The 12,971-nt window shown below is 63.4% G+C and carries 11 protein-coding genes; 2 read left to right on the top strand and 9 right to left on the bottom strand.

What is annotated here, in order from left to right; translation table 11 throughout:
- The first annotated feature begins 68 nt into the window (after positions 1-68).
- A complete protein-coding gene (locus AC5P6S_RS15150; protein ID WP_012479061.1) occupies positions 69-2,417 on the top strand; it encodes a hypothetical protein in 2,349 nt (782 codons plus the stop codon).
- Positions 2,418-2,446: 29 nt separating this feature from the next.
- Here AC5P6S_RS15150 and AC5P6S_RS15145 read toward each other — a convergent pair whose 3' ends face one another.
- Positions 2,447-3,019 carry an SGNH/GDSL hydrolase family protein gene (locus AC5P6S_RS15145; RefSeq protein ID WP_157804444.1) on the bottom strand — a complete coding sequence of 191 codons (573 nt, stop codon included), beginning with the start codon at positions 3,017-3,019 and terminating at the stop codon, positions 2,447-2,449.
- 403 nt (positions 3,020-3,422) lie between these two features.
- Here AC5P6S_RS15145 and AC5P6S_RS15140 point away from each other — a divergent pair, with 403 nt between their 5' ends.
- The gene (locus AC5P6S_RS15140) at positions 3,423-5,372 is read left to right on the top strand and encodes a hypothetical protein (RefSeq protein ID WP_012479063.1); all 1,950 of its coding nucleotides are present in this window, start codon (positions 3,423-3,425) and stop codon (positions 5,370-5,372) included.
- Between the two features lie 39 nt (positions 5,373-5,411).
- Here the strand turns inward: AC5P6S_RS15140 and AC5P6S_RS15135 are convergent, their stop codons facing one another.
- From AC5P6S_RS15135 to AC5P6S_RS15100, 8 genes are all read right to left on the bottom strand, one after another.
- Positions 5,412-5,816: a GtrA family protein gene (locus AC5P6S_RS15135; protein ID WP_012479064.1), complete on the bottom strand. Its 405-nt coding sequence runs from the start codon at positions 5,814-5,816 to the stop codon at positions 5,412-5,414.
- A gap of 114 nt (positions 5,817-5,930) precedes the next feature.
- Positions 5,931-6,338: a GtrA family protein gene (locus AC5P6S_RS15130; protein WP_282255393.1), complete on the bottom strand. Its 408-nt coding sequence runs from the start codon at positions 6,336-6,338 to the stop codon at positions 5,931-5,933.
- Positions 6,335-7,642, bottom strand: a complete 1,308-nt coding sequence (locus tag AC5P6S_RS15125) for an NAD(P)/FAD-dependent oxidoreductase (protein WP_012479066.1) — start codon at positions 7,640-7,642, stop codon at positions 6,335-6,337. Before AC5P6S_RS15125 ends, AC5P6S_RS15130 begins: the two co-directional genes overlap by 4 nt.
- Positions 7,643-7,671: 29 nt before the next feature.
- Positions 7,672-8,616, bottom strand: coding sequence for an NAD-dependent epimerase/dehydratase family protein (locus AC5P6S_RS15120; protein ID WP_012479067.1), 945 nt, complete (start codon positions 8,614-8,616; stop codon positions 7,672-7,674).
- Between the two features lie 28 nt (positions 8,617-8,644).
- Positions 8,645-9,316 (bottom strand): class I SAM-dependent methyltransferase, encoded by a 672-nt coding sequence (locus AC5P6S_RS15115; protein ID WP_012479068.1) that lies wholly within the window; start codon positions 9,314-9,316, stop codon positions 8,645-8,647.
- A gap of 37 nt (positions 9,317-9,353) precedes the next feature.
- On the bottom strand, positions 9,354-10,085 hold the full coding sequence (locus AC5P6S_RS15110; RefSeq protein ID WP_012479069.1) for an SDR family oxidoreductase: 732 nt from the start codon (positions 10,083-10,085) through the stop codon (positions 9,354-9,356).
- Positions 10,086-10,087: 2 nt separating this feature from the next.
- Entirely contained in the window at positions 10,088-11,392 is a 1,305-nt protein-coding gene (locus tag AC5P6S_RS15105; RefSeq protein ID WP_024957348.1) for an FAD-binding oxidoreductase, read from the bottom strand.
- A 2-nt stretch (positions 11,393-11,394) separates the two neighbouring features.
- Positions 11,395-12,819: a UbiA family prenyltransferase gene (locus AC5P6S_RS15100; RefSeq protein WP_012479071.1), complete on the bottom strand. Its 1,425-nt coding sequence runs from the start codon at positions 12,817-12,819 to the stop codon at positions 11,395-11,397.
- Positions 12,820-12,971 lie beyond the last annotated feature (152 nt).

The following is a 12,971-nucleotide window of genomic DNA, read 5'->3' as shown; positions in this document are numbered from 1 at the left end:
GATCATCACTCCGAACCATCGTGCCTGTACTATGCAGCGTCCAGACTGATGGCTCCCAGATGTGACTCATGAACAACGGTAAAGTAGCGATGACCCGGCTGGGCTGGCTGGCGTCGGGTCTGGCGTGCATCCTGACGATCCTGGTGCTGACGCCCTTCGCAGTGGAGATGCCCATCGCCGGTGTCGACGGTTCCTGGGCCTACGCGATGAACGTCGCCACAGCCGAGCACCTGCGCTTCGGCAAGGACATCATCTTTACCTTTGGTCCATTGGCTTCGATCTACACCGAGGTGTACCACCCGGCGACCGATCACTTGATGATCGGTGGCGCGATGTTGCTGTCTGTTGCCGTGTTCGCAGGGCTGTTTGCGGTCACGTCGCCGCACAGGCGCGTGCTGCTCCCATTGTTTCCATTCCTGGTGGCATTGACCTGGCTGCCTGATTGGGATGGTTGGCGCGACGCCGTGTTCATGCTGCTGCCGCTACTGCTTCCGATCACGGTGGCGCGCGGGCAGGAGACCGGCAAGCCCAACTGGGCTGCAATCATTCTACTGGCCATCGCGATTGCGATTCTGCCGTTGATCAAGGGCAGCCTGAGCGTTCCGGCGGCGCTGGCCAGTCTGGTGGCGGTGCTGTTGTGCTGGCGGGAGTCGCCGAGGCTGGCGATCACACTGTTTGTCGTCGAAGTTGGCGTGCTGATCGCAGCCTGGCTCACCGCAGGTCAGTCATTGCTCGACCTGCCGGTCTACTTCCTGGCGCAGATGCCGCTCATCTCGGGTTATACCGATGGCATGTCGGTGTCGGTAGATGGGCGCCCCCTGAACATCGTGATCTACCTGTTAGCCAGTGTGATGCTGGTTGCCCTTTCGACGTTCGGAGGCGTCCGTCGTCGTTGGTATCTGCCGGTCCTGGTCGCGCTGTATCTCTTTGTGATCTTCAAGGCCAGCTTCGTCAGACATGACCCGCCACACGCCCTGATTGCTTCGTCGGCGCTGCTCCTGATGGGCGCACTGCTGTATCTGGTGCCGGGCTCTGGTAGGTGGCCGGGCATCGCCGCCATGGCAGTGGGCGCGCTGGGCTATGGGCTCCTCGCCTTCGCCTTCCTTCCGTTGGATCCTGTGGCGTCACTGGCACGGGTTGGTTCGAAGTTCGAGCTTTCGGTCGAAGCCGCATGGAGGCGCGCTACAGAGCCGGCAGCACTGGCGAAGGAGTATCCGCGTCGCTTGGTGCTCCTCGGGGACAGGCCGCCATTCAAGGGCCTGTCGGGCGATGCTGATCTCTATCCATGGGACCTGTCACCGCTGCTCGCTTCTGGCGCAAGCTGGAAGCCACGCCCGGTTCCGCAGAGCTATGCGGCATTCTCGCCCCCGCTACTCGATGCCAATGCTGAGCATCTGCGCAGCAGCCCGCCGACCAGGATCTTCTTCAACATCAATCCCATCGATCAGCGCTACCCCAGCATGGAGGATGGCGCCAGTTGGCTCACCCTGCTTGGAGGGTTCCGGGCGCAGCGCATCGATGCGGGCTACGCGTTGCTCTCGCGCCGCGATGCCGTGGCGGAAACCCTGCAACCACGGCCGGTGACCTCGACCGAGGTCCGCATGGGCGAGGACGTTGCGGTGCCTGAGAACCAGGGGCCGGTGTGGGCATCGATCGACGTCCAGCCGACGCTCCTGGGCAGGCTGTTCTCGATTCTCTACAAGGCTCCGGAGTTGACGCTGCAGGTGCGCTACGACAACGGCGAAACCGCGTCATATCGTTTCATTGCCGGTCTGGCCAAGAGCGGCTTCCTGCTTTCGCCTACGATCACGGATGTGAATGATTTTGTCGCGCTGACGTCCAGCCACCGCGATGACCTGCTCGGCAACCGCAAGGTCGTCGCCATGGGCATTCGCGGGGCCAGCGGCACACGCCTGATGTGGAAGTCGGCGGTCAGGGTGAGCTTTGCCCGTCTGGATGTTCCCACCGCCCCGGAGGCCGACGCGGCCTTGGCGGGTATCTGGAAGCACGGCGATGCGGTGGAGTCCTACGTGGCTGCTGGTGATTGCCACATCGATACCGTGAACCAGCTGCAGGCGGAGGGCGGCACGCTGGATCTGCCGGCAGGCCTGGTGAAAGTGCGCGGTTGGTCGGCGCTCGATGGCGCGCGGGGAAGGCCCAACGACGGCGCTTTCCTGCTTGCGTCGGCCACCGATGGCCGCACCTGGATGTTGCCGGCGAACCGGGTGCCCCGCCCCGATGTGGCTGCCTACTTCAAGCAACCGGCACTCCATTACACCGGTTTTGAAGCGTTCGTGGACACCCGCCAGCTGCCTGAGGACGTGCAGATCCGCGTGCTGCAGAAGGATGGTGAGCAACTGAAGGTCTGCGCCGCAGTGCTGGCCATCCGCCGGGCGAGGGTTGCGGAACTGCCCTGAGCGGGCAGTTCCATCGCAGCTGACAGCGCTTACTGTGCGGTTTGGAACAGCGGCAGCAGTTGCGTGAGAACGACCGCGTGGCCTTCGCGGTTGGGGTGATTGAACTGCGCCATCAGCCGTTTGCGGTCACCAGGATAGGCTTCGAACGCGGCAAGGCTGTCGGCGACAGGGGTGTCGGTCAACTCTCCCAGCTTCCGGATCATGCTGGCCTGGGCCCGGAGAGCGGCACGAGCCTGGCCGTTCTCGGCCTGTTGGTCCCAGGTTGGCGTCAGCAGGACCGGACACGCTCCCGCCGCGCGCGATGACATAACAAACCAGGCGAGATTGCGTGCCGACTGCTGCAAGGGAAGAGCACGGTCATTCAGGCCATAGTCAATCAAAACGACGCGGGGGTGCAGGTCCAGCACCCCGCGCTGGAAACGGTCGCGGCCCTGCTGGGAGTTCTCGCCTCCGACAGCGGAAGTGATCACATTCAATACCGCATGCGGATAGGCATCAGCGAGTGCATCTTCCAGTTGCCGCGGGTAGGCATCGCGTTTGTGCACGGCGGGCGTCACGCCGAATCCGGCAGGAACGCTGTGGCCAAAGGCAACGATGTCCACAGTATGGTTATTGGGCCATGCGACCTGCAGATCCCGTACCACTGCAGCCAGGCAGGCTTGCCCAGTGGGGGCAGGTGCAGGTGCGTTTGCCACGGTCTGCGGCGAGGGCTCCGAAGGGACTGGCGTGGGTTGGCAGCCGGGGGCCGCCAGGACCAGGAGAAGTAGGGCGGTATGTTGTTTCATGCGCGCAGTGTGGGCCGTTTTCGCCCAATATAGCGCGCCGCGGACGACAAGGTAGCCAGCGCTCGCCGATGGCCCTGCGCGGAATCCGTCCGCGACCCGAAGGCGACGGGACGCGAGGGGTTTGCGGATACAATCTGTAGGGATAAATGGGGCCGCTGCGGCTTGTCGCACCAGCGAGATAGCGGCACGGCCTTTCAGCGCAAGAATCTCAAGGCAAGCGATGAAACAGGCGATCAGATCAGTCAACGGTGCGGACGGTGCGGGGGCGGCCATGACGCCTGTGTGGGCGGCCTGCGTCGCTTTGTTGAGCTCCTTTCTGGTGATCCTGATGGTTACGCCGTTCGCACCGGCGATGCCATTCGAGAGTCTCGATGGATCGTGGATGTATGCGATGAACCACGCCGTTGCCGAGCAACTGCGTTTTGGCACGCAGATCGTCTTCACCTTTGGACCGTTGGCATCTGTCTATACCACGCTCTATCACCCGGCCACGGACCTGCTGATGCTGGGCGGCTCCCTACTCATCGCGGCAGCCCTGTTTGCAGGCATGTTCGCCGTTGCGCCCCCTCGCTGGCGCGCATGGTTGCTGCTGTTGCCGCTGGTACTCGGGCTGGGCGTAAGCCGCGACGTTGCCTTCCTGTTCCTTCCTGTTCTGCTTCCATGCGTTGTCATGCGCGGTATCGAGCGCGGGCGTGCGTATTCCGCTGTCGTCTGCCTGATTGCGGCGGCGATGGCAATATTGCCGCTGGTGAAAGGCAACTTCGGCGTGATGGTCGCGCTGGCGAGCGCGGCGACGATCCTGCTGGGCTGGCGATTGGATCGCCGGACGGTAATGCTGGCCCTCGCCGTCCAACTGATCGTGATGCCGATGGCATGGATGGCCTCAGGCCAGGCGCTGCCGGATCTCCCGCGCTACTTCATCGCTCAGGCCCCGATCATTTCCGGCTACACCGATGGTATGTCGGTGGTTGGCAGGGGCAAGGACATCCTTTACTTCCTGTTGGCGGCCGTTGTGCTCGTTGGCCTGTCACTGTGCAGCGGCGGGCGTCGCTATTGGCATGTAACGTTGCTGGTTGCGGCCTATCTGTTCGTTACCTTCAAATCCGGCTTCGTACGGCATGACCTGCATGCGCTCACCGCGGCGGTGGCGCTGACGATGGTTGGCGCATTCCTGTGCATCCACAATGCCGGCCGCGCCGGCATGCTGGCCCTGGTCATTGGCCTGGCCGGGTGGTGGGCGATTACCGATCCCTATGCTCCCGTAACGCCGAAGTCACTGTCAGCGCAGTTCGCCCAGTCAATCCAGCGGCCCGCAGCCGGACTGGTGACGCGGATGATCGAGCCGGAGGCACTCGGCAACCAGTTCAAGGCGATTTCCGCGGCGATCGGCTCGCGCGCCCCGTTCGCAGGGTACACGGGGACGGCCGATGTCTATCCCACCGAACTCGCTCCGCTGATCGCGGCTGGATCGACCTGGGTGCCACGTCCGATCCTGCAGAGCTACTCCGTTTACACGCCGGCCCTTGCGACGGCCAATGCCGATCATCTGCTCAAGGATCCGCCTTCGCGCATCTACTTCAAGGTGGATCCAATCGATCATCGCTATCCAGCCATGGACGACGGCGCGAGCTGGCTCCCGTTGCTGGGCAGCTATACCCCGGTGGCTCTGGAAGGGGGATATGCGGTGCTTCAGCGGTCCGGTCGGCCGCCGATGGCGTTGCAGCCTCAGGACGCTCAGCTCACCGTTGCGCGGGTGGACCAGGAAGTCGCCGTACCGGACTGGAGGGAGCCGGTCTGGGTCTCGATGGATATTCGACCGACCCCGGCTGGTCGCATCGCATCGACGCTCTACAAGCTCCCCAAGTTGTCGATCAAGGTCCGCTTCGAGAATGGCCTCACCGCCGACTATCGGCTGATCGCTGGGTCGACCCGGACGGGCTTCCTTCTGTCACCCACGGTGGCCGACGCCAGGGATTTCGTTGCGCTCTCTTCCGGTAGCCGCGAGGAACTGCTGCGTGGGCATCGGGTTGTTGCCTTTACCGTCTATGGCGACAGCGGTACCCGGCGGTTCTGGAATTCAAGCTTCCCGGTGACCTTTGCACGTTTGCCTATTCCTGAGGCCGCCGGGACAGACCGTGTACTGGCTGCTGCGCAGGAGCCCGCCCACTGATCTGCGCGGGCCTTCCGTTGCCGTGATGGCTGGAATCACTCAGGCTCGGAACGATAGTCGCTTGTGGCCGATGTAGCTGGTGATCACCGGTACGATGACGCCCAATGCGTGGGCGATGGTTTCGTTATGAAAATCCACGTTCAGAAGCGGCAGCAGCCAGCGTGCCACCAGCAGGCTGATGAGGAGGGTCTGCCCGACAGCAGCGATGTTGACGGCAATGAACCAGAGCACCTGATGGTGCAGGCGGTTGCTGGCCTGGTTGAACACGAACACCTTGTTCAGCGCGAAGGCGGTGACCAGGCCCAAGCAGAAAGCGAGCAGGATGGCGGTTACATACGGCAGCCAGTGGCTGAGCAGGATCCGGGAGCCGACGTTGACGGCGGCTGCCAGCCCGCCTACCAGCAGGAACCTGATGAACTGGCTTGAGGGCAGTGGTACGTTCATTGGGTCACTTCATTGTTGCCCATCATGTACCTTTATCCTTGATGCGCACGAGTTCTTGAGGACCGCGCAGGTGAGCGTTCGTCACGAACGGCGTCCGGTGACAGGATGCACGCTTCACGCGGCCCGGAAGGATAGGTGCTTGTGGCCGAAGTAGCTGGTCACGACGGGGGCCAGTACGCCGACTACGTGTGCCAGTGTGTCGTTGTGGAAGTGCATGCCCATGGCGGGCAGCAGCCAGTGGGACAGTGACACGCTGATGAGGAGCGTCTGGACAACAGCGGCGGCGTTGACGGCCATGAACCACAGGGCCTGCTGGTGGAATGGGTTCTGCGCCTTTTCAAACACGAACTGCTTGCCCAGTACGAATGCGGTTGCCATGCCGAGGCAATAGGCAACCAGGATGGAAGGTATGTACGCGAGCCAGTGACCCAGCAGCAGGCGTGAACCGATGTTCACCCCCGCCGCGAGGCCACCGGCAATGAGGAACAGCACGAACTGCCGTGCTACGGGAACTGTGCTCACGTTGCGACTGTTCCCTGCAAGGCCAGTGCCGCCAGCGTCTGCCCCACCGCAATGCTCTCGTTGATCGAGCGATCTTCCGGGTAGTAGTAGGCGGTGTCCGCCATGAAGAAGCCCTGCAGCGGCGTCTTCATCGGCGGCAGCATGTCCTGGAAGCCCGGCGGGCAGATCGTCTGCGCGTACTCGTAGCGGTGGCAGTGCGTCGCCTTGATCCATTCTGGCTTGAACGCCGGATTGATCATCGGCAGGTAGCTGATCACCTCGTCGATCAGCTGCTGGTTGCTCCACTGCCACTTCGGGTGGGTCTTGGGCATGTAGTACGGCGCGTACACGATGTGCTCGCCCGGACCCTTGCCCGGATTGAGGTTGCTGTACTCGATCAGGCCCGGGATGGTGATGCGGTCATCACTGATGTTCATCCAGAAGTTCTCGCTGACCGGCTGCGACAGCTTCAGGATCACGCAGGCCACCGGGATGTTCTCGATGGCATCGACCTGCTCGGCGAAGACCTTCGGCAGTGCCGGCACCATCTTCGGCACGTACTGGATGGGGGCGGTCGAGACAACCGTGTCGTACGCTTGTTGCGCGCTGGCGGTGCGGATGCCGGTGACCTTGCCATCGACCGCCGTCACTTCCTCGATTGGCTGCGACAGCAGGATGCGGCCTCCCCGGCGCTGTACCTCTACGGCCATCTTTTCCAGCAGTACCGCCGAGCCACCCTCCAGGTAGCCCATGCTTTCATTGAACAGGTTGCGGCGCGACAGCGCCACGCGCTTGATGCGGGTGCCGATCCACGATGCCGACAGGTCGTTCTGGTATTCGAAGAACTTCAGGGCGAACGCCTTCTCCCACATCACCTTGTAGGCCTTGGGGCCGATCCAGCGGGTGATCCAGTCGCGGGCGTTTTCCTTGTCCAGCGCGGTCCAGTCCTGGATTCCCTTGGTGTGCATCACATGCAGGGCGTAGCGGACCTTGTCAACCAGGCCCAGATGCGGGAAGCCGAGCAGCGCGAACGGGGTGCCCCACTTGTGCAGCTTGCCCTGGTAGTAGTAGCCCATCTTCGTGTCCGTCCAGTGCAGGCGGTCGGACAGCTGCATCTCGTCGAGCAGCTTGAACAGCGGGTAGTCGGTCTTGCAGATGAAGTGGTAGTAGCGCTCGATGCGCAAGCCGTCGAAGTCGAAATCCGCGGACATGCCGCCGATGCGGTCGTCGCGTTCGTAGATGTCGACCTGGTGGCCCTGCTTGAGCAGCTCCAGTGCTGCCATGAGACCCATGGGGCCGCTACCGATGATGGCGAAATTGGGCATGTGAGGAACTCTTCGTCTGTTCTGTCGGATCAGCGCTGCAGCACGATATGGCTGTAGCGCGGGTCGGTGTAGCTTTCGCGGATGGCGGCTTCGAACGGGGTCTGCTTCACCCCGAACACCGCCTCGGTATCGACACCCTTGAAGTCGTCACCGGCACTGAGCGCCTTGAGCTGATCGGCGGTAAAGGGCGGCTTGCTGCTGAACAGGCTGTATACCTTCAGCAGGAAACCGAAGAATCCGATCGGGATGTGCACGATCACCGTGTGCAGCTTCTTGACCCGCTTGATGGTGCGGATGATGTCCACGTAGTCCACGCGGGTATCTCCGACAATATCGAATACTTGGCCGTCCGGTTCGGTCTCGATGCACTTGGCGATGCAGCGGCAGAAATCGCGTTCGTACAGTGGCTGGCGCATGAACCTGCCGTCGCCGGGAATCGGGAAGACCGGCGTACGCGCCATGAAGCGCGACAGCCAGCCCAGGTGCTTGGGGTCGAACCAGCCGAACATCAGGGTGGGGCGAAGCACGCAGTGGCGCTGGCCGCTGGCCACTACCATCTCTTCCTGCTCACGCTTGGTATTGGTGTAGTCGTCCTTGGCGACGGAATTCACCACCGAAGAGCTGATGTGCACCATGTAGGGCACGCCGGCAGCCTTGCAGGCGGCCAATACGTGCCCGGTTGCTGTCAGGTTGTTGCGTACGAACAGTTCGGTGGTCTTGCCGGTGATCTGTGCATGCAGCTGCACCACAAGTCGCGCGCCTTCGAAGGCGCGCGCCCAGTCGCCGGGCTCCGCAAGGTCGGCCAGGATCGTCTCTACGTCGGGATGCAGGCTGCGCAGGATCTCCAGGTTATGGGCGTGCTTGTCGATCGCCACCAAACGGGTATAGCCCTGCTGCTTCATCTCGACGATGAGGTTCTGCCCCACCAGGCCCGCGGCGCCGGTCAGGACGATCTTGTCGTTCTTGTCTACCATGGACGAATTCGAATGTTTGGAAAGGGATTCAGCGTGGCTTGTAGGCCACGACCAGAGCTTGCTTGCCCAGGATGTGCCAGGCGAGCGGAATCTTCAGGTACAGCGAGACCAGCCAGGGCGCCTGTGGCAGGCGGCTTTTGGTGGTGTAGGGCAGGAACTTCGGGATCACAACCCGGGGCTCGAGACCGGCCATCAGCACACCCTCGACCAGGCTCCGGTCGCTCAGCGCGGTGTGATGATCGAAATAGTCCCAGTATTCGTCGTACAGGAAGCGGATGTTCGGCTGCAGAATGATCGCACGGCCACCGGGTTTGAGCATGCGCGCGCTCTCGCGCAAGGTCTGCAGGACGAGATCCTTGGTCGGAAGGTGTTCCAGGAAGTTGCTCATGAACACGGCATCGACGCTGGCATCGGGTATCGAAGCCACCGCCGTGCAGCTCTCGTTGATGATGCGCACGCCATCAGCGGCGAACTGGCGGACATCGGGATTGAGGTCGACCGCGATCTTGCCCGCCGCCGGAATGTTGTTGATGAATTCGCAGTAGCCTGCGCCGATGTCGACCACTGTATCGGATGGATCCACGAAACGACTGAAGTACTGGCCACACAGTACCTGCCAGATCCGATTCTTGTTGGCGAGCTCTTCCTTTGGGAAGCGGTGCTGATAGAGAACGTCTAGGTCGCGATCGATATCGGGCATGCGTGAGATCCTCTCTCTTGCTGGGTCGACGTTTGAGTCAGAGCTTGATTCTGCGGAAAACGAATTCAGGAATGTTCTTGATGATCATCATGATCGCCCACCAGAACCCCGGCAGGTAGGCCACGGCCTTGCGCTTGCCGATGGCCTTCATAATGCCCACAGCGACCTTCTCCGGGGTCGCCCACAGGGCGCCCTTCTTGAAGGCTGCGGTCATCGGTGTATCGACGAAGCCCGGCTTGATCACCAGCACGTTGACGCCGGCAGGGCGCAGGCGCTGGCCAAGGCCGCTGAGGTAGGCGGTCACCGCTGCCTTGGCACTACCGTACAGGTAGTTGCTGGCGCGTCCACGATCGCCGGCCACCGAGGAAATGACCGCCAGGGTGGCACTCGGCTGAAGGCGCTGCGCCAGTGCAGCGGACAGGGCGATGGTGGAGGTGCCGTTGGTGGCGAACTCGCGCAGCGACAGGTTCACCGAGGCATCGCAGGCAGACTGGTCGGGCAGGGTGCCATGCGCGATGAGCACGGTGTCGACACCGCCCAGCGCGTTCCAGGCCGCATCGAGCAGCGCACTGTGCGCGCCTACATCGTTGATGTCGAGCACGCCGTACTCAGCGCGCTGCGCACCGCGCACCTGCAGGTCTGCGGCAATGGTGTCCAATCGACCGGCATTGCGACCGACCAGATAGATTGCAGCCGCGCGGGCGGCATACAGGCGGGCGACGGCTTCTGCAATCGCCGAGGTGGCGCCGATGATCAGGATCTTCTGCATGCTTACTCCATCACCCGGCGCCAGAAGCCGGACGAGAATCGGGGGTCGATGTGGCGGGAGAAGGCCTCCCAGGCCGGGTAGGCCTGCCGGAACAGCGCGCCGGACATGCGCGCATCCTTGGCCGGATAGACAGCGCCGCCGGCCTCGCTGACGATGCGGTCCAGGCGGTCGAGCATCTTCAACAGGTCGGCGCCGTCGTTGGGGAAATCCAGCGCCAGGGTGGTACCCGGGCGCGGGAAGGAGAGCATGCCCGGTGAGGGCCGGTCGCCGAACTCCTTCAGCACCGCCAGGAACGAGCCGCGACCGCTGCGGGCGATTTCGCCCAGCAGCGCCGCGGTGGCATCGTGCGCGATGGCCGGCGGCAGCACGCACTGGTGCTGCAGGAAGCCGCGCGGGCCGTACATGCGGTTCCAGTGGTTGATGCCGTCCAGCGGATAGAAATAGCTCTGGTAGTGCGAGACGTGGCGCGCGCGGCGTGCCGGCTGGCGCCAGTAATACAGCGTATTGAACGGGCGCAGAGTCAGGCGGTTGACCAGTGATACGGGCGGTACCACCGGCATGCTGCGGCGTGGCGCCGAGCTGGGGGCAGCGGCCTGTGCATTGCCCGGCGCATGGTCGCCGCGCAGGAAATGCCCGCGGCCCAGATGCTTGCCACTGGCAAGGCAGTCGATCCAGGCCACGGTGTACTCGAAGCCGCTGGCGGACTCCCGCGACAGGCTGAAGAACTCATCGAGGTTGTCGAAGCGGATCGATTCGGTCTCGATCCAGGGGCCGGGGACGCGTCGCAGCTGCAGTTCGGCCCAGGTGATGAAGCCTGTCAGACCGAGACCGCCTACGGTCGCTTCGAACAGTCCGCTGGCATCGCCAGGTGCCAGTTCCAGTCGCGTGCCGTCACTGCGCAGTAGCTGCAGCCGACGGATATGATGGCCGAACGTGCCCGCACGATGATGGTTCTTGCCATGCACATCGTTGCCAATGGCCCCGCCCACTGTGGCATAGCGCGTGCCGGGGGTAACCGGCAGGAACCAGCCGCTGGGCAGGGCGATGTCGATGATGTTGGCCAAGGTTGCCCCGGCTTCGCAGCGGACGATGCCGGTTGCCGGGTCGAAGGCGATGAAGCGGTCCAGCGCCCGGCTGGCCAGCAGGGTCCCATCCGGGTTCAGGCAACTGTCGCCGTAGCTGCGGCCATTGCCGTGCGGCAGCACGCTGCCATGGTCAGGCAGCGGCAGGCCATCCTCACGATCGAGCACAGGGACGACGCGTTGTTGTACGCGCGGGTAACGCCCCCAGGATGAGCCGCTGACCAGGGTCATATCGCGATCAGGACGATCAGTACGCACAGCGCGATGACGATCTGGCTGCCGCGGTCCAGGGCAGCGAACACGATCGGGTCGTCATGCATGTCGCCGCGGTGGGAGACGATCCACATGCGGCTGATCCAGTACAGCAGGATCGGGCACAGCAGCCACAGCAGCTTGGGATTGCTGTACAGCTCCAGGCTCTCCGGGCTGTTGATGTAAAGCGCGAACACCAGAACGCCGATGTAACCCGCAGCCGCGCCGAGCGACTGCACCAGCGGCAGGTCGGCCACCGAGTAGCCACGGCCGATGGCCATCTCCTTGCCATTGGCCAGGGCCGATGCCAGTTCCGTGTAGCGCTTGAGCATGGCCAGGCTGAGGAACACGAACATCGAGAAGGCCAGCAGCCAGAACGAGAGCTCCGAGCCGATCGCAACTGCGCCACCGATGATGCGCACGGTGTACAGCGCGGCCAGCATCACCACGTCAATCATCACGATGCGCTTGAGCTTCAGTGAATAGCTCAGGGTCATCACGTAGTAGCAGAGCAGTACCAGCGCGAACTCGGCACTGCACACGAAGGCCAGCGCAAAGCCGGCCAGGGTGATCAACGGCGCGACCAGCAGGCCATGCAGCAACGGCAGCGTGCCTGCCGCGAACGGACGCCTGCGCTTGCGCGGATGCATGCGATCCGGGGTGAGGTCCAGCAGGTCGTTGAGCAGGTAGACGCCGGATGCGCACAGACCAAAGGCCAGGAAGGCAACGCCGGCATCGGCGATGGCGGCCGGATCCAGGAAGCGGTGTGCGGTCAGCAGCGGCACCAGCACCAGCAGGTTCTTCAGCCACTGGTAGACACGCAGGGCCTTGATCCAGGTCAGCAGGTTGCCATTCTGCGCGGGCAGATGGGCCAGCACCTCGCTCTGCCTGGACGCCGCGCGGACGAGCCCCGCACCGTTGTTGACCACGATCGCGCCACTGGCATGCGCCCACACCTTCAGGTCGACCTGGCCGTTGCCCATGTAGTCGAAGCCGCGCTCGCCGAAGCGTTCGGCCAGCGCGTGGCCCTTGTTGCTGCCGGACAGGTTGGTATGGCCGTCACTGGCCATGACCTCCTCGAACAGCCCCAGGTGATCGGCGATGGGTTGCACCAGCAGCCGGTCCGAGGCGGTGCACAGCACGCGGGGACGCTGCGTGGTGGTGCGCAGGATCTCCAGCACGCGCTCGTCGTAGGGCAGCGTCTCCGCCGGCAGCTGCACCCGCGAGGCCAGCTGGCGCTTCACGTAGGCCTTGCCGCGCAGCAGCCAGAACGGGATCAGAAACAGGTAAAGCGGGTTGTGGGCGAGCAGCGCCAACAACGATTCGTACAGGATGTCCGAGCGGAGCAGGGTGCCGTCGAGGTCGACGCAGAGGGCGCGGGATGTGGTCACGTTCTGCATGTTTCCGCTTCAGCGAATCCAGGGGTATGCATGGCGGCAAGCTTCAGTTCTCGTCAGATCGGCGATTATAGCGGGTAGTCCCAGCAGTCCTGCTGGGTCCGACCGCAGCTCCGTCCGAGGGGCGCCCCTCGGACGTGGAGTAGCCGTTTCCC

It is taken from the genome of Stenotrophomonas sp. YJH_SMC_119 (assembly GCF_059368315.1).
The sequence above is the reverse complement of the archived record's forward strand: the minus strand, read 5'-3'. Positions and strand labels throughout refer to the sequence as shown.

What these genes read in the sequence shown, in the direction of transcription:
- AC5P6S_RS15150 (WP_012479061.1), top strand. Translation starts at nt 69, where the DNA reads ATGAACAACGGTAAAGTAGCGATGACCCGGCTGGGCTGGCTGGCGTCG.
- AC5P6S_RS15140 (WP_012479063.1), top strand. Translation starts at nt 3,423, where the DNA reads ATGAAACAGGCGATCAGATCAGTCAACGGTGCGGACGGTGCGGGGGCG.
- AC5P6S_RS15135 (WP_012479064.1), bottom strand. Translation starts at nt 5,816, where the DNA reads ATGAACGTACCACTGCCCTCAAGCCAGTTCATCAGGTTCCTGCTGGTA.
- AC5P6S_RS15125 (WP_012479066.1), bottom strand. Translation starts at nt 7,642, where the DNA reads ATGCCCAATTTCGCCATCATCGGTAGCGGCCCCATGGGTCTCATGGCA.
- AC5P6S_RS15120 (WP_012479067.1), bottom strand. Translation starts at nt 8,616, where the DNA reads ATGGTAGACAAGAACGACAAGATCGTCCTGACCGGCGCCGCGGGCCTG.
- AC5P6S_RS15115 (WP_012479068.1), bottom strand. Translation starts at nt 9,316, where the DNA reads ATGCCCGATATCGATCGCGACCTAGACGTTCTCTATCAGCACCGCTTC.
- AC5P6S_RS15110 (WP_012479069.1), bottom strand. Translation starts at nt 10,085, where the DNA reads ATGCAGAAGATCCTGATCATCGGCGCCACCTCGGCGATTGCAGAAGCC.
- AC5P6S_RS15100 (WP_012479071.1), bottom strand. Translation starts at nt 12,819, where the DNA reads ATGCAGAACGTGACCACATCCCGCGCCCTCTGCGTCGACCTCGACGGC.